This is a genomic window from Streptomyces sp. NBC_01334 (assembly GCF_035983595.1).
Lineage (GTDB): Bacteria > Actinomycetota > Actinomycetes > Streptomycetales > Streptomycetaceae > Streptomyces > Streptomyces coriariae.
On sequence record NZ_CP130718.1, the window covers coordinates 3,891,503 to 3,917,384 of the forward strand.

27 protein-coding genes and 2 tRNA genes are annotated in these 25,882 nt (G+C 71.9%); 13 read left to right on the forward strand and 16 right to left on the reverse strand.

The annotated features are described in order from the left end of the window. The first annotated feature begins 2 nt into the window (after positions 1-2). On the forward strand, positions 3-1,376 hold the full coding sequence (locus OG736_RS17340; RefSeq protein ID WP_327183257.1) for an amidase: 1,374 nt from the start codon (positions 3-5) through the stop codon (positions 1,374-1,376). Between the two features lie 52 nt (positions 1,377-1,428). Here OG736_RS17340 and OG736_RS17345 read toward each other — a convergent pair whose 3' ends face one another. After that, positions 1,429-1,950, reverse strand: a complete 522-nt coding sequence (locus OG736_RS17345) for a DUF3830 family protein (RefSeq protein WP_327183258.1) — start codon at positions 1,948-1,950, stop codon at positions 1,429-1,431. Between the two features lie 97 nt (positions 1,951-2,047). Here OG736_RS17345 and ehuB point away from each other — a divergent pair, with 97 nt between their 5' ends. The 6 genes from ehuB (at position 2,048) to OG736_RS17375 (ending at position 6,368) form a co-directional block, all read left to right on the forward strand. Continuing rightward, positions 2,048-2,971: an ectoine/hydroxyectoine ABC transporter substrate-binding protein EhuB gene (gene ehuB, locus OG736_RS17350; RefSeq protein WP_327183259.1), complete on the forward strand. Its 924-nt coding sequence runs from the start codon at positions 2,048-2,050 to the stop codon at positions 2,969-2,971. Next, positions 2,971-3,711 carry an ectoine/hydroxyectoine ABC transporter permease subunit EhuC gene (gene ehuC / locus OG736_RS17355; protein ID WP_327183260.1) on the forward strand — a complete coding sequence of 247 codons (741 nt, stop codon included), beginning with the start codon at positions 2,971-2,973 and terminating at the stop codon, positions 3,709-3,711. The genes ehuB and ehuC overlap by 1 nt, the downstream gene beginning before the upstream one ends. Beyond that, positions 3,708-4,355 (forward strand): ectoine/hydroxyectoine ABC transporter permease subunit EhuD, encoded by a 648-nt coding sequence (ehuD, locus tag OG736_RS17360; RefSeq protein WP_020132278.1) that lies wholly within the window; start codon positions 3,708-3,710, stop codon positions 4,353-4,355. The genes ehuC and ehuD overlap by 4 nt, the downstream gene beginning before the upstream one ends. Beyond that, positions 4,345-5,169: an ectoine/hydroxyectoine ABC transporter ATP-binding protein EhuA gene (ehuA, locus tag OG736_RS17365; protein ID WP_327183261.1), complete on the forward strand. Its 825-nt coding sequence runs from the start codon at positions 4,345-4,347 to the stop codon at positions 5,167-5,169. Before ehuD ends, ehuA begins: the two co-directional genes overlap by 11 nt. Positions 5,170-5,423: 254 nt before the next feature. Next, positions 5,424-6,182 carry an IclR family transcriptional regulator gene (locus tag OG736_RS17370; protein WP_327183262.1) on the forward strand — a complete coding sequence of 253 codons (759 nt, stop codon included), beginning with the start codon at positions 5,424-5,426 and terminating at the stop codon, positions 6,180-6,182. Between the two features lie 112 nt (positions 6,183-6,294). Next, positions 6,295-6,368: transfer RNA gene (locus tag OG736_RS17375), tRNA-Lys, on the forward strand. Here OG736_RS17375 and OG736_RS17380 read toward each other — a convergent pair. The 5 genes from OG736_RS17380 to OG736_RS17400 all read right to left on the reverse strand — a co-directional run bounded on the left by OG736_RS17380 (position 6,334) and on the right by OG736_RS17400 (position 12,092). Further along, positions 6,334-8,070 (reverse strand): AMP-binding protein, encoded by a 1,737-nt coding sequence (locus tag OG736_RS17380; RefSeq protein ID WP_327183263.1) that lies wholly within the window; start codon positions 8,068-8,070, stop codon positions 6,334-6,336. The genes OG736_RS17375 and OG736_RS17380 overlap by 35 nt on opposite strands. A 40-nt stretch (positions 8,071-8,110) precedes the next feature. Then, on the reverse strand, positions 8,111-8,572 hold the full coding sequence (locus OG736_RS17385) for a DUF3592 domain-containing protein (RefSeq protein WP_327183264.1): 462 nt from the start codon (positions 8,570-8,572) through the stop codon (positions 8,111-8,113). 89 nt (positions 8,573-8,661) lie between these two features. After that, positions 8,662-9,267 (reverse strand): lytic polysaccharide monooxygenase auxiliary activity family 9 protein, encoded by a 606-nt coding sequence (locus tag OG736_RS17390; protein ID WP_327183265.1) that lies wholly within the window; start codon positions 9,265-9,267, stop codon positions 8,662-8,664. 181 nt (positions 9,268-9,448) lie between these two features. Beyond that, the gene (locus tag OG736_RS17395) at positions 9,449-10,558 is read right to left on the reverse strand and encodes an SPFH domain-containing protein (RefSeq protein ID WP_327183266.1); all 1,110 of its coding nucleotides are present in this window, start codon (positions 10,556-10,558) and stop codon (positions 9,449-9,451) included. Between the two features lie 118 nt (positions 10,559-10,676). Next, the gene (locus OG736_RS17400) at positions 10,677-12,092 is read right to left on the reverse strand and encodes a peptidoglycan-binding protein (RefSeq protein WP_327183267.1); all 1,416 of its coding nucleotides are present in this window, start codon (positions 12,090-12,092) and stop codon (positions 10,677-10,679) included. Between the two features lie 194 nt (positions 12,093-12,286). Between OG736_RS17400 and OG736_RS17405 the strand changes: the two genes are divergently transcribed. Further along, positions 12,287-12,360 (forward strand) — tRNA-Lys (locus OG736_RS17405). 161 nt (positions 12,361-12,521) lie between these two features. Here OG736_RS17405 and OG736_RS17410 read toward each other — a convergent pair. The 6 genes from OG736_RS17410 to OG736_RS17435 form a co-directional block, all read right to left on the reverse strand. Then, positions 12,522-13,292 carry an aminoglycoside phosphotransferase family protein gene (locus OG736_RS17410; RefSeq protein ID WP_327183268.1) on the reverse strand — a complete coding sequence of 257 codons (771 nt, stop codon included), beginning with the start codon at positions 13,290-13,292 and terminating at the stop codon, positions 12,522-12,524. Positions 13,293-13,718: 426 nt separating this feature from the next. Beyond that, entirely contained in the window at positions 13,719-14,378 is a 660-nt protein-coding gene (locus OG736_RS17415) for a class F sortase (RefSeq protein ID WP_327183269.1), read from the reverse strand. A 2-nt stretch (positions 14,379-14,380) separates the two neighbouring features. Then, positions 14,381-15,001 carry a hypothetical protein gene (locus tag OG736_RS17420; RefSeq protein WP_327183270.1) on the reverse strand — a complete coding sequence of 207 codons (621 nt, stop codon included), beginning with the start codon at positions 14,999-15,001 and terminating at the stop codon, positions 14,381-14,383. 119 nt (positions 15,002-15,120) lie between these two features. Further along, complete coding sequence (locus tag OG736_RS17425; RefSeq protein ID WP_054240181.1) at positions 15,121-15,900, reverse strand: HAD-IIA family hydrolase; 780 nt, start codon at positions 15,898-15,900, stop codon at positions 15,121-15,123. A gap of 166 nt (positions 15,901-16,066) precedes the next feature. After that, positions 16,067-16,981 (reverse strand): hypothetical protein, encoded by a 915-nt coding sequence (locus OG736_RS17430; RefSeq protein ID WP_442817175.1) that lies wholly within the window; start codon positions 16,979-16,981, stop codon positions 16,067-16,069. Positions 16,982-17,082: 101 nt separating this feature from the next. Beyond that, positions 17,083-18,348, reverse strand: coding sequence for an ROK family transcriptional regulator (locus OG736_RS17435; RefSeq protein ID WP_442817044.1), 1,266 nt, complete (start codon positions 18,346-18,348; stop codon positions 17,083-17,085). A 53-nt stretch (positions 18,349-18,401) separates the two neighbouring features. Here OG736_RS17435 and OG736_RS17440 point away from each other — a divergent pair, with 53 nt between their 5' ends. Then, a complete protein-coding gene (locus OG736_RS17440; RefSeq protein ID WP_327183272.1) occupies positions 18,402-19,547 on the forward strand; it encodes a Gfo/Idh/MocA family protein in 1,146 nt (381 codons plus the stop codon). Positions 19,548-19,561: 14 nt separating this feature from the next. Beyond that, a complete protein-coding gene (locus tag OG736_RS17445; protein ID WP_442817045.1) occupies positions 19,562-20,056 on the forward strand; it encodes a heme-degrading domain-containing protein in 495 nt (164 codons plus the stop codon). Between the two features lie 97 nt (positions 20,057-20,153). Here the strand turns inward: OG736_RS17445 and OG736_RS17450 are convergent, their stop codons facing one another. The 4 genes from OG736_RS17450 to OG736_RS17465 all read right to left on the reverse strand — a co-directional run bounded on the left by OG736_RS17450 (position 20,154) and on the right by OG736_RS17465 (position 22,940). Next, positions 20,154-21,011: a fumarylacetoacetate hydrolase family protein gene (locus OG736_RS17450; protein WP_327183274.1), complete on the reverse strand. Its 858-nt coding sequence runs from the start codon at positions 21,009-21,011 to the stop codon at positions 20,154-20,156. Between the two features lie 167 nt (positions 21,012-21,178). Continuing rightward, positions 21,179-21,880, reverse strand: coding sequence for a YidC/Oxa1 family membrane protein insertase (locus OG736_RS17455; RefSeq protein ID WP_327183275.1), 702 nt, complete (start codon positions 21,878-21,880; stop codon positions 21,179-21,181). 95 nt (positions 21,881-21,975) lie between these two features. Further along, positions 21,976-22,287 carry a DUF6412 domain-containing protein gene (locus OG736_RS17460; RefSeq protein ID WP_020132262.1) on the reverse strand — a complete coding sequence of 104 codons (312 nt, stop codon included), beginning with the start codon at positions 22,285-22,287 and terminating at the stop codon, positions 21,976-21,978. Positions 22,288-22,412: 125 nt separating this feature from the next. Further along, entirely contained in the window at positions 22,413-22,940 is a 528-nt protein-coding gene (locus OG736_RS17465) for a winged helix-turn-helix transcriptional regulator (RefSeq protein ID WP_327183276.1), read from the reverse strand. A 69-nt stretch (positions 22,941-23,009) separates the two neighbouring features. Here OG736_RS17465 and OG736_RS17470 point away from each other — a divergent pair, with 69 nt between their 5' ends. From OG736_RS17470 to OG736_RS17480, 3 genes are all read left to right on the forward strand, one after another. Next, positions 23,010-24,527 carry an MFS transporter gene (locus OG736_RS17470; RefSeq protein WP_327183277.1) on the forward strand — a complete coding sequence of 506 codons (1,518 nt, stop codon included), beginning with the start codon at positions 23,010-23,012 and terminating at the stop codon, positions 24,525-24,527. 178 nt (positions 24,528-24,705) lie between these two features. Next, positions 24,706-25,461, forward strand: coding sequence for a hypothetical protein (locus OG736_RS17475; RefSeq protein ID WP_327183278.1), 756 nt, complete (start codon positions 24,706-24,708; stop codon positions 25,459-25,461). Continuing rightward, positions 25,454-25,837, forward strand: a complete 384-nt coding sequence (locus tag OG736_RS17480; protein WP_020132258.1) for a GntR family transcriptional regulator — start codon at positions 25,454-25,456, stop codon at positions 25,835-25,837. Before OG736_RS17475 ends, OG736_RS17480 begins: the two co-directional genes overlap by 8 nt. The last annotated feature ends 45 nt before the right edge of the window (positions 25,838-25,882 follow it).

Below are 25,882 nucleotides of genomic sequence, written 5' to 3' on the forward strand. Positions count from 1 at the left end.
GCATGACCGACCTCACCACACTCACGGCGACCGAGCTCCTCGACGGTTACCGCAAGGGCGAGTTCAGCCCCGTGGACGCGACCCGCGCGGCCCTGGACCGCGCCGAGCGGATCCAGCCGGAGGTGAACGCGTTCGTACGGATCCTCGCCGACGAGGCACTGGCGCAGGCGGAAGCCTCGCGGGAGCGGTGGCGGCGCGGGGAGCCGGCCGGGCCGGTCGACGGGGTGCCGGTGACGGTCAAGGACATCCTGCTGCTGAAGGGACATCCGACCCTGCGCGGCTCGAAGTCCGTCGACCCGTCCGGCTCCTGGGACGAGGACGCCCCCTCCGTCGCCCGGCTGCGCGAGGCCGGCGCGGTCTTCGTCGGCAAGACGACCACCCCCGAGTACGGCTGGAAGGGGGTGACGGACTCCCCGCTGACCGGTGTGACCCGCAATCCGCACGATCCGTCGCGCACGGCGGGCGGTTCCAGCGGCGGGAGCGCGGCCGCGGTGGCGCTCGGCGCGGGGCCGCTGTCGCTGGGGACCGACGGCGGGGGCAGCGTCCGTATCCCGGCCGCGTTCTGCGGGATCTTCGCGCTGAAACCGACGTACGGCCGCGTGCCGCTGTACCCGGCGAGCGCCTTCGGCACGCTGGCGCACGTGGGTCCGATGACCCGGGACGCGGCGGACGCGGCGCTGCTGCTCGACGTGATCGGCGTGCCGGACGCACGGGACTGGTCGGCGCTGGGTCCGGCGGACGGGTCGTTCCGGGCGGGGCTCGACCGGGGCGTGCGCGGACTGCGGGTGGCGTACTCGCCGTCGCTCGGTGGACAGGTCGCGGTACGGCCGGGGGTCGCGGCGGCGGTGCGGCGGGCCGTGGAGCGGCTGGCGGAGCTCGGCGCGTACGTCGAGGAGGCCGACCCGGACCTCACCGACCCGGCCGACGCCTTCCACACCCTGTGGTTCGCCGGGGCGGCCCAGGTGACCCGACGGCTGCGGGCGGACCTGCGGGAGACGCTCGATCCGGGGCTGCGGGAGATCTGCGCCGAGGGCGCGCGGTACTCCGCCCTCGACTATCTGTCCGCGGTGGACGTCCGGATGGAACTGGGCCGCCGCATGGGCCGTTTCCACGACACCTACGACCTGCTCCTCACCCCGACGCTGCCGATCACGGCGTTCGAGGCGGGAGTCGAGGTGCCGGCCGGGTCCGGGTATCGCCGCTGGACGGGGTGGACGCCCTTCACCTACCCCTTCAACCTCACCCAGCAGCCCGCGGCCACCGTCCCGGTGGGCACGGACGGCGACGGGCTGCCGGTGGGGATGCAGATCGTGGCCGCCCGCCACCGGGACGACCTGGTGCTACGGGCGGGGCACGCGTTGCGCGGCTGGTCGTAGGCCTCGCCCGCGCCCCTCGCCCGCACGCTCGCCCTCACCCCGGCTCTCGCCCTCACCCGGCGGGGGCGCCCCCCGGCGGGCCGGAGCGCCGGAACCGCAGCGTCTCTCCCGCCGCGCCCGTTCGCCACAGGTCGTTGCACCCTTCCGCCATCTCCTCCAGGCCTTGCACGATCCGCCCCCAGACGATGCCGGGGACCCAGCCGACGTCACCGTTGAGGAGCAGGTTGTTGCGTTCGTAGAAGAGGGCCAGGTCGACGACCGTGGTGCCGGGGCGGACCTCGCGGTCGTAGCCGTAGGCCCGGGTGCCGAGTTCCGCTCCCGCGAAGGAGAAATAGCAGAGATCTCCCGGGATGGGAGTGACGGTCGGGTTTTCCAGCGGTGGTTCAGATGTCGCGAAAGGCGGAAAAAGGGCATAGATCTCGTTACGGGCGTACTTGGCGTGGTAGACGTCTCCGGCGAGCGGAAGGGAATCCCAGACGGCCGCGCAGGTGATCGGCGCACGATCGTCGAGCAGCTGCGCCGTGGCGGTGATTCCGCGCTTGACCAGCGAGACTTCGATGTATCGGTCAGCCATGCGTTCCATGGTCCACCCGCGGTCAAGGCGGCCTCGGTGACGAGCGGGGCCGAAAGCAGTCCGTGTAACTCGCATGAAGTCGGGTAGCCGCGCGCCCATGGCTCGACCACACGCACATCGATCAGGAACCGACAACGGCCGCCACGGAAGACTCAGCCGTCGCTCGCTGCTCGCCGGGGCGGCGCTGAGCGCGGCGGGGGGTCTCGGGGTGGTCGGCTGCAGCCGCGTCCCGGGAGACGGAAAGGTGTTGGGAGGCAGCCTCCTGGACACCTTGCGGGATCAGGGATCCGTGAAGATCGGCATCGCCAGTGAACCCCCCTTCGGCTATGTCGGAGACGACGGACAGGCCACCGGAGAAGCACCCGCGATCGCGAAGGTGATCTTCAAGAAGCTCGGCATCGACGAGGTCAAGCCGGTGCCGGTGGACTTCGGTGCCCTCATACCCGGGCTGAAGGCCCGGCAGTTCGATGTGGTGTCGGCCGGGATGTACATCAATCCCCTGCGGTGCGAACAGGTACTGTTCGCCGACCCGGACTACCTGATGCTGGACGCCTTCATCGTCAAGAAGGGCAATCCGCACGGCATCAAGACGTACGAGGACGTCAAGAAGAAGGGCCTCAAGCTCGCCTCCGGCAAGGCCTACGCCCAGATCGACTACGCCAAGGCCGCGGGCATCGCCGATGTGCTGATCCTGCCGGACCAGGTGGCCGGGCTCGACGCGGTGGCCCAGGGCCGGGTGGACGCCTTCGCGGGCACCCGCATCACGGTCAAGTCGGCGGTGGCGGGTTCCGGACGCGTGTCGGCCACCGAGCCGTTCCAGCCGGTGGTCGACGGCAAGCCCGCCTATGGCGCCGGCGGCTTCGCCTTCCGGCAGTCCGAGAAGAACTTCCGTGACGCGTTCAACAAGGAGCTGCTGAAGCTCAAGGAGGACGACTACCGGGAACTCCTGCGGATCGTCGGCCCCTTCGGCTTCGCCAAGGCCGACATGACGGACCTCACGGCGAAGGAGCTGTGCGGCTGATGATGACTTCCGAGTTCTTCACCACCTGGTTCCTGCCGGGGGTCTGGGTCACGGTCCAGGTGACGGTGCTCTCCGCGGCCCTCGGCGCCGCCATCTCGTTCGGCATCGGTCTCGCCCGCGGGTCGCAGTACTGGATCGTCCGCTTCCTCGCCGGTGCCTACTTCGAGGTCTTCCGTGGCATGTCGGCGCTGGTGCTGATGTTCTGGATGTTCTTCGCGCTGCCCCTCTTCGGCTGGCAGTTGGTACCCATGTGGGCCGGTGTCAGCGCGCTCGGCCTGACCTACGGCGCCTACGGCTCCGAGATCGTGCGCGGTTCCCTGGCCGCCGTCACACCGGCTCAGAAGGAAGCGGGCATCGCGCTCAACTTCACCCGCCTGCAGCGGCTGCGCCTGATCGAACTGCCGCAGGCGTGGCCCGAGATGGTGCCACCGTTCAACAACCTGCTGATCGAGCTGCTGAAGGGCACCGCCCTGGTCTCGGTCATCACGGTGGCCGACATGACGTTCGCCGGCAATCTGCTCCGGCTGGGCACCAACGAGACCACCCCGGTCTACACCCTGCTGCTGGTCCTCTACTTCGTTCTCGCCTTCCTCATCACCCGCGGTATGCGGCTGCTGGAGCGCAGGGCGAAGGCCGGTATCGGGCAACTGCCGGCGAAGAACGGCGGGACGAGCAGGAAGCTCGGCGCCCGCGGCGAAAGCCTTCAGGCCGGTTCGCAGTCCGCAGGAGGTATGGGATGAGCTGGGACTGGAACGTCGTGGACGACTTCATGCCGCGGTTCTGGGACGGCGTGCTCGTCACGCTGCAAGCCCTGGCCATCGGCACCCTGATCGCCTTCGCGCTGGGTCTGGTGTGGGCGCTGGCACAGCGGTCCGCGCAGGCCTGGGTGCGCTGGCCGGTCGTCGCCGTCACGGAGTTCATCCGCAACACACCGCTGCTGGTGCAACTCTTCTTCCTCTTTTACGTGGTCCCCAACTTCGGCCCGTCGATGTCGCCGCTCACCACCGGCATCGTCGGCCTCGGACTGCACTACTCCACCTACACCGCGGAGGTCTACCGCGCGGGCATCGACGGCGTCCCCGCCGGCCAGTGGGAGGCGGCCACGGCGCTGAGCCTGTCCAAGGGCCGCACCTGGCGGGCGGTGATCCTTCCGCAGGCGATCCGCCGCGTCGTCCCGCCGCTGGGCAACTATGTCGTCGCCATGCTCAAGGACTCCCCGATGATCGCGACCATCGGAGCCTTCGACATGCTCGGCGAGGCCCAGGCCTTCAGCAACGAGACCTTCACCACCGAGGCGCTCACCGTCGTGGGCGTGGCCTTCATCGTCATCGCCTACCCCGCCTCCCTCCTGATCCGAGCCCTGGAGCGACGCCTTGTCCGCTGACACCAATCCCGCAGAGAACACCGAACTCCTCGCCAATCCGCCGGTGGACGGCAGTGAACTGATCCGGTTCGACAAGGTCACCAAGCGCTTCGGCGACAACACCGTCCTCGACCGGCTCGACTTCTCCGTCGACTCCGGCAAGCACGTCACGCTGATCGGCCCGTCGGGCTCCGGCAAGACGACGATCCTGCGGCTGCTGATGACCCTGACCGAGCCCGACGAGGGCACGATCAGGGTGGGTGGCGACTACCTGACCCACGAGGAGCGGAACGGGAAGCTGGTCCGGGCCGGCGAGAAGCACGTCCGTGAGGTCCGCAAGAACATCGGGATGGTCTTCCAGCAGTTCAATCTCTTCCCGAACATGAAGGTGCTGCGCAACATCACCGAGGCCCCGGTCACCGTCCTCGGCCTGTCCAAGGACGAGGCCGAGGAGCGGGCCCGCGACCTGCTCGAACTGGTCGGCCTGACCGAGCACATCGACAAGTACCCGACCCAGCTGTCCGGCGGCCAGCAGCAGCGGGTGGCGATCGCCCGGGCGCTGGCGATGCGACCGCAGGTCCTCCTGCTGGACGAGGTGACCTCCGCGCTGGACCCGGAGCTGGTGGTCGGCGTCCTGGACGTGCTGCGGGACATCGCCCGCACCACCGACATCACGATGCTCTGCGTGACCCACGAGATGAGCTTCGCCCGGGACATCTCGGACCAGGTGCTGATGTTCGACTCGGGTCGTGTCATCGAGTCGGGCCCGCCGGAGAAGATCTTCAGCGAGCCGGAGCAGGAGCGGACGCGGGAGTTCCTCAGCGCCGTGCTGTGAGCTCAGGGAGGGGCGCCACCCCGAGTGGCGCCCCTCCTGTCCCACCGGCGACCCGCATCAGGATCACTCGGCATGCATAAGCCCCCGCCCGGACGCAGGCATGCTTTTGGCATATGCCAAAGGAGTAACCCCCTCGTTGTTGAGGGGGTAATCCCCTCAACACCCCTCCCCACAAGCCGGTTGCCGGATATCGTGGAGGGTGATTCGCTGCCAGGATCAGGAATCACGGCCATGAGGCGACCAGGGGGGAAACCGTGGCGCTGAAGCACGAGCCGACCGTGCCGTACCACTCGGCCCAGGAAGCGTTGCGCGTCCTGGAGACGGTGGCGCGGCACTCCACCGGTGTCACCGACGCCGAACTCGCCCGTCAGACCGGACTCACCGCGGAGCGGCTGACCGCACTCCTGCGCATGCTGCGCCGCGAGGGCTACGTCGAGCAGATCGCGGACGGGGCGTACGTCACGGGCGACGCCCTGACCCGCCTGGGCTCCGCGCACCATCGCGAGCAGGCCCTGCGCGACCAGCTCCAGCGCACCCTCGACCGGCTCCGTGACTCCGTCGGCGCCGCCGTCTACATCAGCCGGTACGTCGACGGCGAGGTCACGATCACCCAGTACGCCGACGGCCCGGCCACGCCGTCCGTCAACGAATGGGTCGACTTCCGCTCCTCCGCGCACGCCACCGCGCTCGGCAAGAGCCTGCTGGGCCAGCTCGACCACAACGGCCGGCGCGACCACCTCTCCCGACACAAGATGGCCCGGCTCACCTCGCGCACCATCACCAGCGACAAGCTGCTGCTCTCCCGCCTGGAGGCCCAGCCGCCCACCGTCCCGACGCTCGACCTCCAGGAGTACGCGATCGGCACGGTCTGCGCGGCCGTCCCGATCACCGCCGGCTCCATGGCGGGCTGCCTCGCCCTCTCCCTGCCCGTCGAGCACGCCCACCGGCTCCGCCAGGCCGCCGAGACCCTCAACAGGAACGCGGCACCGGTACTGCTGTCGCTCGCGATCTGACCCCCGTCCGACCGGTGGCCCGGCGGGTGCCCCGGCATGGTCAGGAGCACCCCCGCGGACCGGGTAGTATTTTCTCCGTCGTCAGCCGCCGAAGGCGGAGGACGGGAGTCATGCGCCGCTAGCTCAGTTGGTTAGAGCAGCTGACTCTTAATCAGCGGGTCCGGGGTTCGAGTCCCTGGCGGCGCACCGATGAAGGGCCTCTCGTGGACACGAGGGGCCCTTCGGCGTTCCCCCCGGTCCCCATGCTGTCGACGTCCGCGGTCGTCAGCCGCCGGTACGTCGCCCGGCCCGGTGGCCGCCACCACACCGGATCGGCGCACCGGATCCCCTCCCGCCGCAGCAGCGCCCGGTGGATCTTGTTCGTGGCGGTGACGGGCATCCGCTCCAGGACCCGTACGAACCGGGGTGCCATCTTCGTCCCCAGGTCGGGCTGGGCGAGCAGGAACTCGGCGAAACCGAGTGGCTCGAATGACCCGGCCAGCGCCGCCATCACCTGATCCCCGGTCACCGGATCCGGCACCGCGTAGACGGCCACGGCGGCCGCTCCCTCGTACCGGGCGAGGATGTTCTCGATCATCGCGGCGGCCAGGTTCTCGCTGTCGACGCGGAGCCGGTCGTCGGTGCGGCCCGCGAAGTAGAGGAAGCCTCCGCGGTCGCGGTAGAAGAGGTCGCCGGTCCAGTACTCCCCGTCGTCCCGGCGCCGCTCCGCCTCGGCCGCCGGGTTGCGCCAGTAGCCCTCGAAGGGGTTGGGTCCCCGGTTGACCAGTTCGCCGATCGCCTCGTCGCCGTTCAGCAGCCGACCGGCCGGGTCGAGAACGGCCGGCGGACACTCGGCGCGTGTCTCCCGGTCGAGGACGACGAGACCGGGCGCCGCCCGCCCGACCGCCCCCGCCGGAGTCCCCGGCGACCACTGCACGGCCGCCCCGCCCTCCGAGGAGCCGTACCCCTCCACCAGCCGCACCCCGAACCGCCGCTCGAAGGCGGCCGCGTCCACCGCTCCCGCCTCGGTGCCGAAGCCGAGCCGCAGCGTGTGGTCCCGGTCGTCGGGGCGCGGTTCGGTGGCCAGGACGTACTGGATCGCCCGGCCCACGTAGGTGAAGTACGTCGCCCGGTAGCGCCGTACGTCCGCCAGGAACCCGGACGCCGAGAACCGCCGCCGCAGCGCGACCCCGGCCCCGGCCACCAGCGCGGGCGCCCAGTCGGCGATCACCGCGTTGCCGTGGAACATCGGCATGCAGACGTAGTGCACGTCGTCCCGCCGCACGGAGAACTGTCCGGCCAGGGAGCGCCCCGCGGCGGCCAGCCGGCCCTGGGTGCAGATCGCGGCCTTGGGCGCGCCGGTCGAGCCGGAGGTGAAGTAGAGGAGGAGCCGGTCGGCGGGGCCTGCTCGCGACGGGTCGGGGCGGGCGTCCGCGTACGGGGCGAGCAGGTCGTCGTACTCCGGGGTGCCGGTGATCAGCAGGCGGACCCCGGGCAGGTCGAGGCCCCTGAGGAGGGGGAGGTGGGCGTGCTCGGTGATCAGCAGCCCGCACTCGGTGTGCAGGATGTCCCGGGCCAGTTCGGGGCCCCGCCGGGTGGGGTTGATCCCGGCGACGGCCGCGCCGGCGAGGGCGGCGGCCGACAGCCAGAGCGGGAACTCCGGGGTGTTGTCCAGCAGGACCCCCAGATGGGGCGGACCGCCCGACGGCAGCAGGTCGGCCAGCAGCGCCGCACGGGCGGCGGCACCGGCGGCGACCTGGTGGTGGGTGAGGACGGTGCTCCCGGCGTCCTCTGGGTTCTCGGCGTCCTCTGGGTTCTCTGGGTTCTCTGGACTCTCGGGGTTCTGGCACCACAGCCCGGGACGGTGGTCGCCCCACCGGGCCGCTACGAGTTCGGCGACGGACTCCATGGCGGCGCACGGTAGTTGACGTATCGTCAGATGTGGAGGGCTACGGCATGAAGTCGTCGGCCTCGGCGAACATCCAGTGGGCGGTGACCATGAAGAAGACGCAGAAGGCGATGGCCACGCCGAGGAAGAGCAGCAGACAGCCCGACTCGGCGAGGAGCCTGCCGCGGGCGGGTGCCTTGGCCGTGGCCTCCTCGGGGTGGTCGGCCGCGTAGTGGACGGTGACGATGTCGCCCTCGACGATCGTCCCCGGGCCGTTCGCCTCCTCGAAGCGGACGGCCCGGCCCTCGCGGGTGGTGAACTCGTAGACGTGGTGCAGGGTCGTGCTGACCATGGTGTCGCCGCCGCCGCTGGTCGTCGTGTACGACCGCAGACAGCGCGCCTCGGCGGTGAGGCCGCCGTCCCAGGCCCGGGCGACCCGCCGGGAGCGACGGATCAGCCCGAACACGCCGAACAGCAGGCCGGCGATCATGATCGACGGCACGAGATAGAAGAAGGCTTCCATGAGCTCCCCCGAGGTCCAGGCGCCGACCTGGTCGTGCCGGCGTGCAGGGAACGTACCCGCGCGCGGACCCGGGGGAGCTCAAGCCATGCTCAGAACGTGACGTCGGAGCAGGCGTAGAACGCGTTGGTCGTGTCGGCGACCGTCCACACCGCGACGATCACGTGACGTCCGCTGAGCCCGGACGGCAGCGTGCCGCTGTGCGAGAGGGTGGACGGGGGCCGCTGACCGCCGTAGGGCACGGTCAGGAACGGGGTGAGGTTGAGGTCGGAGCGGGCCAGGTTGTGGTTCTGGTTCCAGCCCTGCTTGGTGACGTAGTACTTGAAGTCGCTCGTGGCGTGCATGGCGGTGAACTGCCACCGGAAGGTGTAGCTCTGACCGCCGGTCACCTTGGTGGCCGGCCACGCCGAGCCCGACGGGGTCTTCGGGCTGTCGAGCTGGGCGAAGCGGGTGTTGTTCGCGGAGCAGATCCTTCCGTCGGCCGCGCCGGACGCCGGGAAGCCCTTCGGGCCCTCGACGCTCTGCGGCTCCCACTGGATGTCACCGCAGTTGGTGACGGAGCCGTTCTGGCAGAGCTTCTGCCGGCTGATGGGGAGGTCGGTGTAGCCGTGGCCGCTCGCACCCCCGGCGGTGAGCACGAAGGCTCCCGCCGTGGTGAGTCCGAGCGCGGCGGCGTACCACTTGGTCTTTTTGCGCATGCTGCCGCTCCTGGAGAACGTGGGGAGTTCGGTGAGGAGTTCAGTGAGCTCATGCGTGCAGGTCTAGACCAAGTTCGAGATTATTGCCGTTTCTTGGCTGTGTCCATATCAAAGACGTGTCCGGCCCCCGTCACAGCCGCGCGTCACGGCCCCCGTCACCACCACCCCTCACAGCCGCCCGTCACGGCCCCTGTTCCCCGCGCCCCGAGCAGAAGGCGACGGTCAGGTCCTTCACCAGCGCCTTGCGTTCGTAGTCGTCGAGTTCCACGAGTCCGCGCATGGTCAGCCGGGTCACCGTGTCCTCCACCGAGTCCACGACCGAGGTCAGCACGCTCGCCCGGTGCTGGGCGTCCAGCGCGGCGATCCGACGGCGGTGCATCGCGGCGGCGACCTCGGGGGCGTACTCGATCCGCAGCGGCCGCACCGAGAACACCTCCAGTCCGATCGCGCCCGCGTCCTGCGCGACCCGCCGGGTCAGCACCTCCCCCGCCGCCTCCACCGAACCGCGACCCGCGCCCGGCGTCTCCACCGGGATCCGGGCCAGGGCCGCCTCGACGCACTCGCGCAGATATGTCTCGTGGTCCTCTACGCCGAGCGTGGCCCGCGCGGTGTCCCGCACCCGCCACACCACGAGCGTCACCACCCGCAGCGCGACCCCGCTGCCGTCGGCGGCGGGCAGCGGCTCGCTGCGCCAGTGCCGCAGCCGTACGTCCACCCGGCGGCGCAGCAGCAGCGGGTTGACCCACAGCAGGCCGGTGCGCCGCACGGTCCCCCGGTAGCGGCCGAACAGACCGAGCACCCAGGCCCGTCCGGTCCGCCCGCGGGCCAGACCGCCGAAGCCGAACAGCCCCAGGACGCCCGCCCCCGCGTACGCCGCCCACTGCTCCGGACCGAGCCCGGCGCCCGCGAACTCCGGCAGCCGCAGCGCCTGCGCCGCGTGCGACGGCAGCACCCCGGCCCACCAGGAGGCGGCCACACAGCCGGCCGCCCCGCACATCCCGGCGAACACGCCCGCCGCGCCGGGCAGCACCCGGGCCGGCCGTTCCACCAGGTCCGGGTCGACCTGCGCGACCGGACGGGGCTTGGCCGGCGTCGGCCGGCGCAGTCGCGGCTGCTCGCCGGTGCCCGCCCGGCTGCCCACCACGGCCGGCCCGAGCGGCACGGGCCGCGGCTCGGGCTCGTCCCGGAACAGCAGATGGACGGGGATCTCGGTGGTCACCTCGTTCTGAATGAGCCGAGTGGGTCTGGACGGTCCCTCGGACTCGGGTGTCGGTGAAGTGGTCGTGTTCATTGCGTGCCTCCAGCCTCCGCGCCAGATACGCCATGACAGTGAGATGGGATCAGGGGATCAAGGGAGTGAGCGGGCCCCGGCAGGTCCCGAGCGGGTTTCGTGCGGCTCCCGCGCCGGGCTACGAGAAGAGCCGCCGCCAGGTCTCCGGGCCCGGGTAGCCGTCCGCCGCGCCGCCCCGCCAGCCCTGGGCGCGCTGGAAGGCCTCGACCCCTCGCCGGTCCGCCTCGCCCCAGTGCGGTCCGGGCCCCGTCGTGTAGTACTTGCCGAACCCCCTCTTCACCAGCTGCCTCCCCAGCCGGGTGACGTACGCGTTCTGCGCGCCGGGCCGGAACATGCCCCGCCCGGGGTACGCGGGGACGCGCGGCGCCGAGGGCGCGCCGGCCGCCCCGGTCGCGGGATACCCGCCGATCGCGCCACCGGAGCCCTGTCCGGTGCCGGTCGTCGGGGGCTGCCCTGAGGCGATGTCCCTGCCCTGGCCGGAGATCAGCAGGGCCCAGGTGCTCGGGCCGGGGATGCCGTCGGCGTCGGCGCCGCGCCAGCCCTGGGCCTGCTGGAAGGCCACGGTGGCCCAGCCGTCGGACGCCGACCACCTCGGGCCCGGACCCGAGGCGTAGAAGCGTGCGCCGCCACGCTCGACGAGGAGCCGGCCGAGCTGGGTGACGTACGGGTTGTTCGCGCCGGGCCCGAAGGCCGACCGCCCCGGGAACGGCATCGTCGTCCCGGTACCCCCGGCGCCGGGCCTGTTCCCGCCGTCGGCGCTCGTGCCGACCTGTTCCGCGGCGCCGGGAGTGACCGCCGTGAGGCCCTTGTAGCGGTAGGGCACGTAGCGGCCGGAATTGCTCCAGTAGGCGTAGGGAGTGGTCTGCCGGCGCGTGGTCGGGCGGGTCTGCTCGTAGACGAGGTAGTAGCTGTGCGTGTAGTCCGTCCAGCCGCCGAAAATAACGACGTGCGAGCCTTTCTCGGGGTCGGACGGATTGTGGAACAGCAGAATGTCGCCGGGCTGGAGCTCCTCCTTGGTAATCCGTGTCCCGTACTGGTGGAGACTGCCCGTCCACTCGTTCCCGGGCAGGTTCCAGGCCTTGGACACGAAGCCGGAGCAGTCCTGCCGGTAACCGTCGTACCAGTAGCTGCTCATGCTGTACGGAACCTCTGCCGAGACCCATTCCTTGGCCCGTCTGATGATGTCCGCCCGGGTCGTCGGGGGCGTTTTCACCGGTCCCGCCAGTCCCCCCGGCCGGGCCGGCTGCCCGGCCGGACCGTGCAGCGGCGCCTTGCCGCCCTGCGGGGTCTCGGGCTCGTCACCTGCGGGTACGCCGGGCCGGTCGGGGGTCTGCGGGGCCGCGAAGGCGGGCACCGCGTGGGCGGCACCGAGCGCCGCGGCCGCCGCCGTGGCGACGACCACGACGCGATGGGCGGCCGGGCGACCGCTGAACCCGGCGGGCGGGGAATTCGCCCCCACCCGCCGCCGGGATACGCATCCGGGGCACTCGCAGTCGCTCTCGGGATCGAATTCCTCGAATACCGGAGAGCCCATGCGATTCCCCTCACACTCCAGCTGGAAATGTCCGCGACTGTGCACGTTCGCCAGTTTCTCAACTGTCTTCCCGACGCGCATGCTGACGGTCCGAATGATGTACGCGGCACCCGCCCGGCCCAGTGCCGCGGCGGACCGGCGGCCGGGTGGTCCGGGGCACCCCCGGAGGTCCTGTAGAGTTGTCCCGTCAGCAGGCGCCGCTAGCTCAGTTGGTTAGAGCAGCTGACTCTTAATCAGCGGGTCCGGGGTTCGAGTCCCTGGCGGCGCACAGACACCGAAGGCCCTTCGCGAAAGCGAGGGGCCTTCGTTCGTGTGCGCACACACGAGGGGCGCACACACGGCGGCATGTCGCATTTGTGTGCGAATACGTCGACGACGGCCGGGACCCCCAGCAGGGCCCGATGGGTGACACCGCGCCGGGCGAATCGACTACTCGAACAGGTGCCGGTGCGCCTTGCTCCAGGCGATGCGGCGGTCGAGTTCGGTCGGGAGCCCGTCGGCGACCCAGGTGGCCTGGGGCTCGTGGCCCTGCTCGGCCAGCCGGCGCACGAGGTCGGCATTGCCCCGCTGTCCGGCGATGACGGCGTCGACGACGCCCACGGTCGAGTCGAGGCCGTACGCACTGCAGAACTGCTCCAGCCGCCGCCGACGGTCGGGCGGCGCCGGGTAGCTCAACCAGCGCAGGCACTCGACATCGTCGCGGAACGGGGCGACGTACTCCAGCGCGTAGGCCACGTCGTGCAAGCGTGGCGCCGGGCGGGCGAAGTCCCAGTCGATGATTCCCACGGGCCGGTCACCCCGCCAGACGACGTTCCAGGGACCGAAGTCTCCATGACAGACGACCTCGTCGTCGCCCGGGCTGCCTGCGTCCACGGCCCAGGTCGCGCCCGGCGGAGGAGCGAAGCCCTTGCAGGCATCGTGAAAGTCGCGCAACAACAGTGCGAAGTTCCTCAGACCCTGATGGTCCACGACCTTGGCCCAACCGCGAGGACCGGACTCACCCTCGATGTGAGTAAGGACCTCACGCCCCTCGTCGTCGATTCCCAGCGGCCGCGGAGCACAGGCAAAGCCCACCTTCTCCAGGTGCGACAGCAACGCGTGGATGGTGGGCGTCCACGGCTGGACGGGCCTGCGGACGGTGTCGCCGATCCGCACCACCCGCCGATGGGCACCATCCTGCAGCACTTCCTCACTCGACACACGCCGCACGCTACGCGGCAACCCGGCCGTGCGGCACCTCGATCGGCCCGGCGCGGAGGCCTCAGGGGGCGGCGCCCCCGTCCGTCGCGGGCGCACTCCGGGCCACCACCCGCCGCCCTCGAGCCCCCCTCGCACTCGCCGTCGGGCTCGCTCGGCCCCTACTGACGTACATTCACCTTCCCTTTGAGTGAACGGAATTGACCCGTCTGTCCCGGAACTCCCCATGTTCGATCGTGACATGGGACCCGCAACTCCCATGAGAGTGCCCGAAAGCGGTCGTCATCGCCGTCCACGGGGTAGATGAACCCCACAGCCTCCCGCGCCGGTCGCCGGGCTACTCCCGCAGCCCGGGCGCGCGCGGTCGAGGACCGGCCCGGTCGGCGGTTTCGGGGGAGCGGGCCGTCGACCGGGCCAGGTGACGTCGGATCAGACGCCCGTGCCCGTCAGATACGCCGACACGATCACGTTCGCCGTGTAGCTGCGGCTCACCCGGTCGAAGGTGCCGCCGCAGGTGATCAGGCGCAGTTCGGCGCGGTCCGGCTGCCGGGGGCCATAGGCCTGGCGGGCGTCGAAGCGGTCGCGCTGGACCACCTCGACGTCGTCGACGGTGAACTCGGCGACCTTCCCGTCGTCGCGGACCACCCGTACCGTCTCGCCGGCCTTGAGCGTGCTGAGCTTGTAGAAGACGGCGGGCCTGGTCTCGGTGTCGACGTGGCCGACCAGCAGGGCCGTGCCCCGGGCGCCGGGTTTCGCGCCGGCGGCGTACCAGCCGACGACGCCCGCCTGGTCGAAGGGCGGCGGGTCGATGCCCCCCTCGGTGTCCAGCCCGCGGGCGACGACCGGGGCCTGCACACCCAGGTGGGGGATGTCGATGCGTTGCGGCAGCGCCTGCCCCAACGGCTTCGCGGCGGGCGGCAGTTCGGCGTCCGGCGGGCGGCCCACCGCGGCCATGTCACCGGTGGCCGGGGCGGATATGCCGTGCCGTACGTCGGTCACCTCGCGCCCCCACAGCCACAGCCCGAGCAGCAGTACCGCCCAGGCCAGACCGGTGAGGAAGCGGCCGGAAGAGCGTTCGCGGTCGGACATGCTCAATCCGTCCTGCGTCTCCGGTGCACCCCGCGGAACACGACGGCGGCCGCGGCGACACCCGCGAGCACCAGCCCGACGACCGCCTGCGCGGTACCGGGACCATGGCCCTGCGCCTGCGCCTCGTCGGCGGCGGCGAGCGGGGCGAGGGCGGCGGTACCGCCGCCGCCGGCGTGCACCGGTGCGACGGGAGAGGCGGGCGTGGACGGCCCGTACGGCTCCGACGACTCGAAGTCCGACGACTCCGACGTCTCCGAGGACTCGGCGGACGACACGGCGACGACCTTGACACGGCCCTTCACCTTGAAGTCGACGCAGGTGATCTGGACGTCGTAGGTGCCCGTCCCGATCGAGGAGCGGACCCGGGTGTCGCCGACGAGCGTGCCGCCCGTGCCGGCGAGCTGCGCGTCCGCGACGAAGGCGGCCGAGGCCGCGGTGGCCGTTCTGCCGCCGCAGCCGCTGACCTTCAGGGTGACCTCGGCGCCGGGTGCGGGCGTGGACGGGGTGATCGAGACGCTGCCGCCTCTGTCCCCGCTGCCTTCGCCCGAGGCGTACGCCGTCGGGATGAGCACCGCGGCGACGGCCGCGACTCCCGCACAGAGAGTGATTTTCAATGAACCCATCGTGAACCTCCAGCTAGTTGGAGACTCCCCCGCCGGGACCCGGCGCGCATCCCCGGGCGGGGTTTCACTGCTCCGTACGAGTGGCTCACACCGTGTTACGGGTTTCGGAGCTACGGGTTTCAGATCCGGTCGACGAGATCCGCGATCGAGTCCACGACCTTCGACGGGCGGTACGGGAAGTTCTCGACCTGCTCGGGCCGGGTCAGCCCGGTGAGCACCAGGAACGTCTGCATACCGGCCTCCATGCCCGCGAGGACGTCCGTGTCCATGCGGTCGCCGATCATCGCGCTGTTCTCGGAGTGGGCGCCGATGGCGTTCAGACCGGTGCGCATCATCAGCGGGTTCGGCTTGCCCGCGAAGTACGGGTGTTTGCCGGTCGCCTTGGTGATCAGCGCGGCGACGGCTCCGGTGGCCGGGAGCGCGCCCTCGGCGGAGGGGCCGGTCTCGTCCGGGTTGGTGCAGATGAAACGGGCGCCGTCGTTGATGAGCCGGACGGCCTTCGTCATCGCCTCGAACGAGTAGGTGCGGGTCTCGCCGAGGACGACGTAGTCGGGTTCGTGGTCGGTGAGGATGTACCCGATGTCGTGCAGCGCGGTGGTCAGACCGGCCTCGCCGATGACGTACGCCGTGCCCTCGGGCCGCTGGTCGTCCAGGAACTGGGCGGTGGCCAGCGCGGAGGTCCAGATGTTCTCGATCGGCACGTCCAGGCCCATGCGCCGCAGCCGGGCGTGCAGGTCGCGCGGGGTGTAGATCGAGTTGTTGGTCAGGACCAGGAACGGCTTGCCCGAATCGCGGAGCTTCTTCAGGAAGGCGTCAGCGCCGGGGATCGGGACGCCCTCGTGGATGAGCACACCGTCCATGTCGGTGAGCCACGACTCGATGGGCTTGCGGTCTGCCATGTGCGGGATCTCCCTGCCGTACGCGAACGCGAGTACGCGGTGGCCGCGCCTGTACGCGGTGCTGCGCCAGCACGCGGTTGCCGCGTGCGCCCCAGCCTAAGCACAGGCCCGATCTTGAGGGAATGGCCGGTGGTGAGGCGTCCACCGGCTGGGACGGGGCCGCGGTTCAACGGCGCCGCCGGGCGAGTCGGCGGGCCAGCAGCAGGGCCGTCCCGGCGGCGAGGAGACAGGCGGTGGCGCCGACGAGAACGGCGGGTGAGGTGAGGCCGGTGCGGGCGAGCTCCTCGGCCTCGTCGGCGAGGGAGAGCCGGCCGGTGTCCGCGGCGGAGGTCTCCGGGGCGGGAGTGGCGGAGGAGATCGCGGTGGCGGTGGCGGTGGGGGCGTGAGTCGGATCGGTGGTGGGGGCGGCCGGGTCCAGGCCGGGGGCGGTTTCGGGGTCGGCATCGGGAGCGGTGCCTGGGCCGGAGCCTGCCTCGACGGCGAAGCGGTAGTCGTTCGACTGTCCGATCCAGTCGCCGTCGTCACCGTGCCGCTGGACGACCGCCGCGTTGGCGGTGACGTCGTTGGGCGCGGTGTCCGAGGTGAGGGCGAGGCGCAGCTTGACGGTGAGGGTCCGGCCGGGGCCCACGGTGAAACCGGGAAAGCCGTCGGCGCCGTCGGCCTGCCCCTCCGCCTGCCCCTCCGCCTGCCCCTCCGCCTCTCCGGCGGTGGGGCCGTCGGTGAAGGCTCCGACCAGTTCGTCCTCGTCGGTGGGTTCGAAGCGGACCGGGTGCGGTTGTCCGTCGGCGTAGAACTCCAGGCGCGCCTGGGACGGCTTCAGGGTGCGTCCGGCGTCGACCAGGACGACGACCGGATGGATCCCGTCGCAGGTGAGGCGGGTGGTGTTGGTGAGGTCGAGATACCAGATGCCGTAACCACCCCCGGCCCGGTAGGAATCCGGACCCCCGTGCAGCCGGGTGGTGAGGGGGAAGTCCGCGCCGTCGGGACCGGCGCAACTCGGGCCGGCCACCGCCTGGGCGGGCGCGGGGAGGAGGGCGGCGGCCACGGCGAGGCAGAGGGAGACAGGCGGGCACAGTCGCATGAACACGTGAGCCTGCACGAGGGAACGCCCCGAGCGGGAACGGCACACCGTACGACCGTACGAATCCCCTCATTCGGCGGAGGCGGCTCCGATCGGTCTGCTCAGCCGTCCCGCCGTCCGAACACCGGACCCAGCAGCAGCTGTGCCGCGCCCTCCGCGACGGCACGGGCCCCGCCGGGGGCGAGACGTACCGGCACGGCGCCCTCCCGCGATCCCTCGCGGCGCGCATGGGCGTCGAGGACGACGGCGACCCCCCGGACGAAGGGCTCCGGTGCGGCCATGATGGTGCGCCCGCCGAGCAGGACGGCGTCGATGTCGAGCAGGCCGGCCAGGTTCGCGGCGCCCTCGCCGAGCACCCGCGCCGCCTCGGCCAGGTCCCCCCGGCCGATGGCCGCGAGGCACAGCGCCTCGACGCAGCCCCGGTTGCCGCAGGGGCAGGGCGGCCCGTCCAGCTGGATGACCTGGTGTCCGAACTCCCCCGCGCCGGTGCGCGCCCCCCGGTGCACGGTCCCGCCGATCACCAGACCGGCGCCGAGGCCCGTCCCGAGGTACAGACAGGCGAAGGAGCCGCGTTCGCCGCCGACGGCGAGGCCGAGCGCGGCGGCGTTGGTGTCCTTGTCGACCACCACCGGCACGCCGAGCCGGGCCGCCAGCACGTCCCGCAACGGGAAACCGTCCCACTCGGGAAAGCCCGTGACCCGGTGCAGCACCCCGCGCGTATGATCGAGCGGACCCGGGAGCGCCACCCCGACGCCGAGCGGAGCCGCGAGGGCGCCGCTCCCGAGGGCCTCCGACAGGACCTCCGCCACCTCGCCGAGCAGCGCGTCCAGGACCGCCTCCGCCCCCGCGCCCAGGGACAGCGGGGCACGCCGCTCGCCCACCACTCGTCCGTCGAGGTCGACCAGCACCACCCTCAGTTCGTCCCGGTCGAGGTGGACGCCGACCGCGTGACCGGCCTCGGGGACCAGCCGCAGGACCGTGCGCGGCTTGCCGCCGGTGGACGCGCGCCGGCCGGCGTCCGTCGCCAGTCCCTCCTCCCGCAGCCGGGCGGTGATCTTGCTGACCGCCTGTGGGGTGAGACCGGCGCGTTCGGCGAGCTCCAGCCGGCTGATGCCCTCGGGCCCGGCTGTGCGCAGCAGGTCGAGCACGAGCGCGGCGTTGTGGCTGCGCAGGGCCAGCAGGTTCACGCCCGCGGCCCGGCGCGTCACGGCATCCGCCGGACGCTCCGGCGCGCGGCCGGTTTCCGGACCCGGCTCATGGTCCGGCGGGAGTCCCCATGCGGACCCCGCGCCGGACCCCGTCGCGGGCTCCGCCCCGGACTCCGGCGGGCGGTCCGTGTCGCCTCCGTCGTTCGTCCTCTTCACCATGCCATTGTCCCTCGCGCTTGCACTTTGGCAACAGCGTTGCCAAAGTGGTTCGCATGACTGGACGCACGACTGACGACACCGGCTCCGAAACAGGCCTCGACACCGGCACCGGATCCGGCACCCACCCGGCCGTCGCCCCGCTCCGCGTGGGCCTGATCGGCTACGGCCTCGCGGGCTCCGTGTTCCACGCCCCGCTGATCGCCGCGACCGAGGGCCTCGCCCTCGACACGGTGGTCACCTCGAACCCCGAGCGGCAGGAGCAGGCCCGCGCCGAGTTCCCTGACGTACGCGTCGCCGCCACCCCCGACGAACTCCTCGCCCGGGCCGACGAGCTGGACCTGGTCGTCATCGCGTCCCCGAACAAGACGCACGTCCCGCTCGCGACCGCCGCCCTGAAGGCCGGGCTGCCGGTCGTCGTCGACAAGCCGGTCGCCGGCACCGCGGCCGAGGCGCGCGAGCTGGCCGCCCTCGCCGAGGAGCGCGGCCTGCTGCTCTCCGTCTTCCAGAACCGCCGCTGGGACAACGACTTCCTGACCCTCCGCAAGCTGCTCGCCGAAGGCGAACTGGGCGACGTCTGGCGCTTCGAGTCCCGCTTCGAGCGGTGGCGGCCGCTGCCGAAGGGCGGCTGGCGGGAGTCCGGCGACCCCGCAGAGATCGGAGGTCTCCTCTACGACCTCGGCAGTCACCTCGTCGATCAGGCGCTGGTGCTGTTCGGCCCGGTGGTCTCCGTCTACGCCGAGGCGGACGTCCGCCGGCCCGGCGCGGAGACCGACGACGACACCTTCATCGCGCTGACGCACGCGAGCGGCGTCCGCTCCCACCTCTACGCCTCCGCGACGACGTCCCAGCTCGGCCCGCGTTTCCGGGTGCTGGGCTCGAAGGCGGGCTATGTGAAGTACGGCCTGGATCCGCAGGAGGCTGCCCTGCGGGAGGGCGAGCGGCCGGACGGCACCCCGGGCTGGGGCACCGAGCCGGCGGAGCTGTGGGGCCGCGTCGGCGCCGGGGAGTCCCCGCTGACCGGCGGCGGACGACCCGAACAGACCCTCCCCGGCGACTACCCGGCCTACTACGCTGCGGTGGCCAGGGCACTGATCGACGGCGGACCCAATCCGGTGACCGCCGCCGAGGCGGCCGCCGCCCTGGACGTACTGGAGGCGGCCCGCCGTTCGGCACGAGACAAGGTGGCGGTGACGCTGTAATGGGAACCCACCAGATGACCCCGAAGTTCACTCCGGAGATCACCCCGACCCTGGAGGAGCTCCAGGCCCAGGAACGCCGGCTGGTCTTCCGCCAGTTCACGAACGACGACGCGTGGGAACTCGGCTCGCTGCTGGTGGAGCTGGCCCGCGAGCGCCAGGCGCCGGTCGCCGTCGACATCCACCGGGCCGGCCAGCAGCTCTTCCACGCGGCCCTGCCCGGTTCGACGCCCGACAACGACGCCTGGATCGCCCGCAAGCGCCGGGTGGTGGAACGCTTCGGCGCCTCCTCCTACCTGGTGGGCTCCCGCTTCCGCGCCAAGGGCACGACGTTCGAGGACTCCTCCCGGCTCGACCCCGACGAGTACGCGGCGCACGGCGGCTCCTTCCCCGTCAACGTGGAGGGCGTGGGCATCATCGGCGCGGTGACGGTGTCGGGCCTGCCCCAGCTGGAGGACCACCGGTTCGTGGTCGAGGTGCTGGAACAGTTCCTGGAGAAGTACCTGGACTGAAACGCGCCCGCAGGGGCGCGGGGAACTGCGCGACCAGCCACGGACCGGCCCGCAGCCGACAACCGACCCCAGTTCCCCGCCCCCCCCAGCGGAGCGCTTACGCGTCCTTGAACTCCTGGCGCTGGCGTCCGAGCCCGGCGATCTCCAGTTCCACCACGTCCCCGGCCCGCAGGTACGGCTTGGGCTCCGGCTCGCCCAGGGCGACCCCGGCGGGCGTCCCGGTGTTGATGACGTCCCCGGGGTACAGGGTCATGAACTGGCTGACGTACCGGACGACCTCCCCCACCGGGAAGATCTGCTCAGCCGTGGTCCCGTCCTGCTTCAACTCCCCGTTGACCCAGAGCTTCAGGGAGAGGTCCTGCGGGTCGGCGACCTCGTCGGCCGTCACCAGCCACGGGCCCAGCGGATTGAACGTCTCGCAGTTCTTCCCCTTGTCCCAGGTCCCGCCCCGCTCGATCTGGAACTCCCGCTCCGACACGTCGTGCGCGACGGCGTATCCCGCGACATGCGCGAGCCCGTCCTCCGCCGACTCCAGGTAGCGGGCCGTGCGCCCGATGACGACCGCCAGCTCCACCTCCCAGTCGGTCTTGAGGGACCGGCGCGGCACGAGGACGGTGTCGTGGGGCCCCACGACCGTGTCCGCCGCCTTGAAGAAGACGACGGGCTCGGCGGGCGGCTCGGCCCCGGTCTCCCGGGCGTGGTCGTGGTAGTTGAGCCCGATGCACACGATCTTGCCGATCCGGGCCAGCGGCGGCCCGATCCGCAGCCCGGTCGCGTCCAGCGCCGGCAGTTCCCCGGACGCGGCGGCCTCCCGGACCCGGCCGAGCGCCTCGTCGTCGGCGAGCAGCGCCCCGTCGATGTCCGGGACGACCCCGGAGAGGTCCCGCAGGGCCCCTTCGGGGTCGAGCAGCGCGGGCCGCTCCGTTCCCGCCGTACCGACTCGCAGCAGCTTCATGGTCACTATCTCCCTCGATCGCGGGGCACCCGCCCGATGGGTGCAGCCATCGGAGGACTGGTCGATCCTCCAAGCTCGTGATTCGGTCCGCAAGCCCCCGTTCACGGACTGGACCGTCACCTGCTCAGGACCGTCGTCCGTTCAGGACCCCCACCTGTTCAGGACCCTCACCTGTACAGGACCGCCCGTTCGAGCGCGCTCCACGTCGTGCTCGTGATCACGTACAGCGCGGCGGCCAGCGGTACGACGGCCACGGTGACCAGCGTGAAGAAGGACAGGAACGGCATGACCTTGGCGATCGTGCCGACCCCGGGCAGCTCCTCACCACCACCGACCTGGGGCAGCGGCACCCGCTTCGCCCGGACGAAGTTGAAGGAGGCGACGGCCGCGACGACGGCGAACAGCCCGAGGTAGACCAGTCCGGCCGCGCCGAACACCCCGCCCCCGGCCAGGGCGTCCGCCCAGCGGTCGCCGAGGGGTGCGGCGAACAGCTGATGACCGAGCAGGCCGTTGTCCTCACCGCCGATCGAGGAGCTGGAGAAGAGGTGGTAGAGCAGGAAGAAGGCCGGTATCTGGCAGAGACTGGGCAGCAGTCCGGACAGCGGCGACACCTTCTCCTCGGCGTGCAGTTCCAGCACCGCCCGCTGGAGCCTCTCGGGGTTCTTGGCGTGCTTCCTGCGCAGTTCGGCGATCCTCGGCTGCAGCGCCGTGCGGGCCTTCTGGCCGCGGGCGGCCGCGCGGGACAAGGGGTGCACGAGGAGTCGTACGAATGCGGTGAACAGGACGATCGCGGCGGCCGCTGCGGTGGCGCCGAACAGGGGGTCGAGCAGGTCGGCGAGTCGCTCGACCAGGCTGGCGAAAACGGACATGAGTGGGGAGCCCTCCGGGGGTCTCGTCGTGCCGGAAAACGGGATGACGGCATGACGACCCGCGCGGGTCACCCACGTGACGGTGGAGAGCGGCCCTACGCGACGGTCGTCGGGAGGGCGTGGCCGGGCGCCCTGGGGCGGCGGCGGCCGGAGGCGTCGGGGTCGCGTTGCGGCAGGAAGGCCGTACGGCGGGCCCGGTCCCTGATGGCCGTACGCACCCGGGTGGGCGGGACGGCGGGAGCGCTGCGCGCGGCGACGAGGGTGCAGACGGCCAGGGCTGAGCCGGCCGCGGCGGTCGCGGCGAGCGCGACGGCGGCGGAGAGGCTGCCGGCGTCGAGGAGCACGACGTCGAGGAAGAGCAGGAACAGGACGAGGGCGGGACGCGGGACGAACCGACTACGGATCACTCTCTCCCCCTCCTCTCTCCCCGGCGCTCGCCGACGCTCTCCGGCTGCCTCCGGCGCTCGTCGGCGCTCTTCGGCTGATTCCGGCGCTCTTCGGCGCTGGTCTCTGTCCGTGTGTCTGGTGTCGGTTATACCTGACCGGCCTCGATCGGCTCCAGCAGCCTTTTCGGCTTCAGCAGCGCCCGGCTGACCGGATCCGCCGGATCGGGGTCGAGCCCCGGCCCCGGCACCATGAGGACGTCCGGGACCGGTACGACAGTTCCGCAGGTGGGACATTCGCCGTACGGGCCGAGTTCGGTGCCGCAGTCCGCGTGCCGGAAGATCCGCAGCTGGGCCTCGCCGAAGTGCTCGCGGCCCCAGCGGCCGAGCGAGCGCAGTGTCGGCCACAGGGCGACGGCGCGGTCGGTGACGACGTACTCGTCACGTGGCGGGGACTCCTGGTAGCGGCGCTTCTCGAGGATGCCTTCGGCGGTCAGCGCCTGGAGACGGGCGGCCAGGACGGCGCGCGGGATGCCGAGGTGGACGAGGAAGTCGTTGTAGCGCCGGACGCCGTAGAGCGCGTCGCGGACGACGAGGAGCGTCCAGCGCTCACCGACGACCTCCAGCGCCCGAGCGATCGAGCACTCCTGTGTCGCGTAGTCCTTGCCGAGTGCCATGACGCCCACTGTAGCCATTTACCCGGGGTTGGTTCAATGACCGAACCAAGGGTGCTAGCGTACGGAGGCATGAGTAGGTTCATTGAACGAACTGACGCGCGCGCCGAGCCGGTCCCCGCTTCCACCCCCACCCCGGCTCCCGCTCCCGTTTCCGCCCCCGCTTCCGTCCCCGTCCTCGACGCGGAGCCGGTGGCGCCGGTCCGTGCTCGCGCCACCCTCGCCGTGACCAGCGCGGCCACCGCCCTCGCCCTCATGACGTACACCGCGCCGGCGGTCACGCTCGTGGACACCGCCGCGGCTCTGCACACCGCGCCCTCCGCGCAGGCCTGGCTGCTCAACGGCACCCCGCTCGGTCTGGCCGCGGTGCTGCTGGTGGCCGGCAGCCTGGCCGACGACCACGGCCGCCGCCGGCTCTTCGTGTCGGGCACCCTGGCCCTCGCCCTCACCACCCTGCTCGGCGCCCTGGCGACGACGACCTGGCAGTTCACCCTGGCCCGGGTCGCACAGGGCGCGGCCAGCGCGGCGCTGCTGGCGAGCAGCCTGGGCCTGCTGGTGCACGCCTTCCCCACCCCGCGCGGCCGGCTGCACGCCACCGGGGTGTGGGGCGCGTTCGTCAGCGCGGGCATCGCCGCGAGCCCGGTGCTCAGCGGCGCGCTGCCCGGCTGGCGCCTGGTCTACGTCCTGCTCGGCGCCGCGACCCTGCTGGTCGCCGCCGTCGCGCCGCGCGTACTGACGGAGTCCCGCTCACCGCGCGGCGGGCGTCCGGACCTGCCCGGCGCGGCGGCCTTCGGCGCGGCGACCGTCGCCCTGATCGCGGCCCTGACGCTGGGCCGGGACGGCTGGCTGCGGGCGCCGGTGGGACTGCTGCTCCTGGCGTCGGCGGCGCTGCTCGGGCTCTTCGTGGTCATCGAACGCAGGGCGGCCACCCCGATGATCGACCTCTCCCTGCTCCGCAAACCGGCCTTCCTGGCCTCCTCCACCGGCGGGCTGGTGACCGGCCTCGCGGTGATCGGCCTGTTCAGCTTCCTGCCGACGGTGCTCCAGAAGTCACTGGGCATGTCCCCGATGGCCACCGCCTGGCTGTTCCTCCTCTGGTCCGGCCTGTCCTTCGTGGTCGCTCTCCAAGCCCGCCGGCTGGCCGGCCGCGTCCCGACCCGGGTCCAGCTCGCCCTCGGCTTCGCCCTGCACGCGGCGGGTGTCCTGACCATGCTCGGCGCGGTGAACGCGGGCTCCTGGCACCGGATGCTGCCGGGTCTCGTCCTCGCCGGTGTCGGCAGCGGCCTCCTGAACGCGGCGCTGCCCCTGCTGGCGGTCGAGTCGGTACCGGCGGCGCGCGCGGCGATGGGATCGGGCGCGCAGCAGACACTGCGCTACGTCGGCTCGTGCGCCGGCGTGGCCCTGACGATCGCCATCGCCACCGGAACGGGCGGCGGGCTCGCCCAGGGGACGGACGTGGCGATGACGGTGTCGGCGGGACTGGCGATCCTCGGAGCCGTGGGCGTGCTGGGCGCACTGGGCGTGGCGCGAGCGGCGGCCGCGACGAGGGGCTTGGCCACGTCGGGTTCGGAATCCCGGGGGCGGAACTGACGGATCCCACGGACCCCACGGACGGGCTGACGCGACTGACGCGACTGACGCGACTGACGACCGGCGGAACCGACGGCCGGTCACCCCGGTGGTACTTGTATCAACTGATTGACACAAGATCCGGCTCCCGGCATCTTGTACTCACCACTTGATACAAGCACTCACCGGGGGACCCGACATGCTGGACACCGTTCCACCTGAGCGACTGCTCGCCCGCGCCGACCTCTGCGCCCGCTGGGCCGGGCTGACCCTCGGTGCCGTCGTCGCACAGCAACTGGCGGTGCGGGACAGCGACGACGGCGCCATGACCTTCCTCAGCGCGGTCACCGCGTTCGGACTGTGCGCGGTCGGTGGCGTGCTGCTCGGTGACTCCCTCACCCCCGCTCCCCTCGAAGCGGTCCGCACCGCGAGCCTCGCCCCGCGCCGGGTCCGCGACCACGTGCCGCCCCGGATGGCCCCCCTGCTGCTCTTCCAGACGGCGTGCCTCGTCGTCCTCCTGGCGATCGGAGCCGCCGCGGCCTCTCCCGACACCATGGGCCGGGCGGGCCGGGCCGTCACCGTGACCTGCCGGGGCGTGACCAGACCCCTCGGCCCCTGGCCCGGCATCTTCTACGCCACCCCGATCCTCGTCTCCCTCGCCCTCGGAACCGCCGCCTGCGTGTGGGCCCTGCGCCGCATCGCCCACCGTCCGGGCGAGAACCAGCGGCGCCACGACCGCTCGTGGGCCATCACCGCGGCCTGGGGACTGCTGGTCTCCAGCCAACTGCTGCTCGTCCTCGGCATGATCGGCAGGGTGCTGTCCCGCACGACCTGCGCCGGCATGCTGGGCAACGTCACCGCCCTGGTGATCTACCCCCTGGGCCTGCTCAGCCTGTTCACGCTGGGATGGTGCCTGTTCACCATCGTGATCCCCCGGGCCGTCGGCGATGAGTGAACCCGCGGTCCGCGTCGACACCACGAGCCAGGTACCGCCGTTCGAGCAGATCCGCGCCCAGCTCGCCGCCCTGATCGTCACCGGTCGGCTGACGGAGGGCGAACGCCTGCCGACCGTGCGCCAGCTGGCCTCCGACCTGGGTCTGGCGCCGGGAACCGTGGCCCGCGCCTACCGCGAGCTGGAGGCCGCCGAGCTGATCCGCACCCGCCGGGGCGCGGGCACCCGGGTGGCAGCGCCCCCTTCCGAACCCGCCCGTCCCGACCCGGACCAACTCGCCACTCTGGCCCGCGACTTCACCTCCTCCGCCCGCGCCCTCGGTGCGGACACCGAGGCCGTCCTGACCGCCGTCCGAGAGGCTCTGGAGGAAGGGTCGTAGGCGGAGGCGGCAGCTGAGGCCGCGCTGCCCGGGCGGAGACCCGCG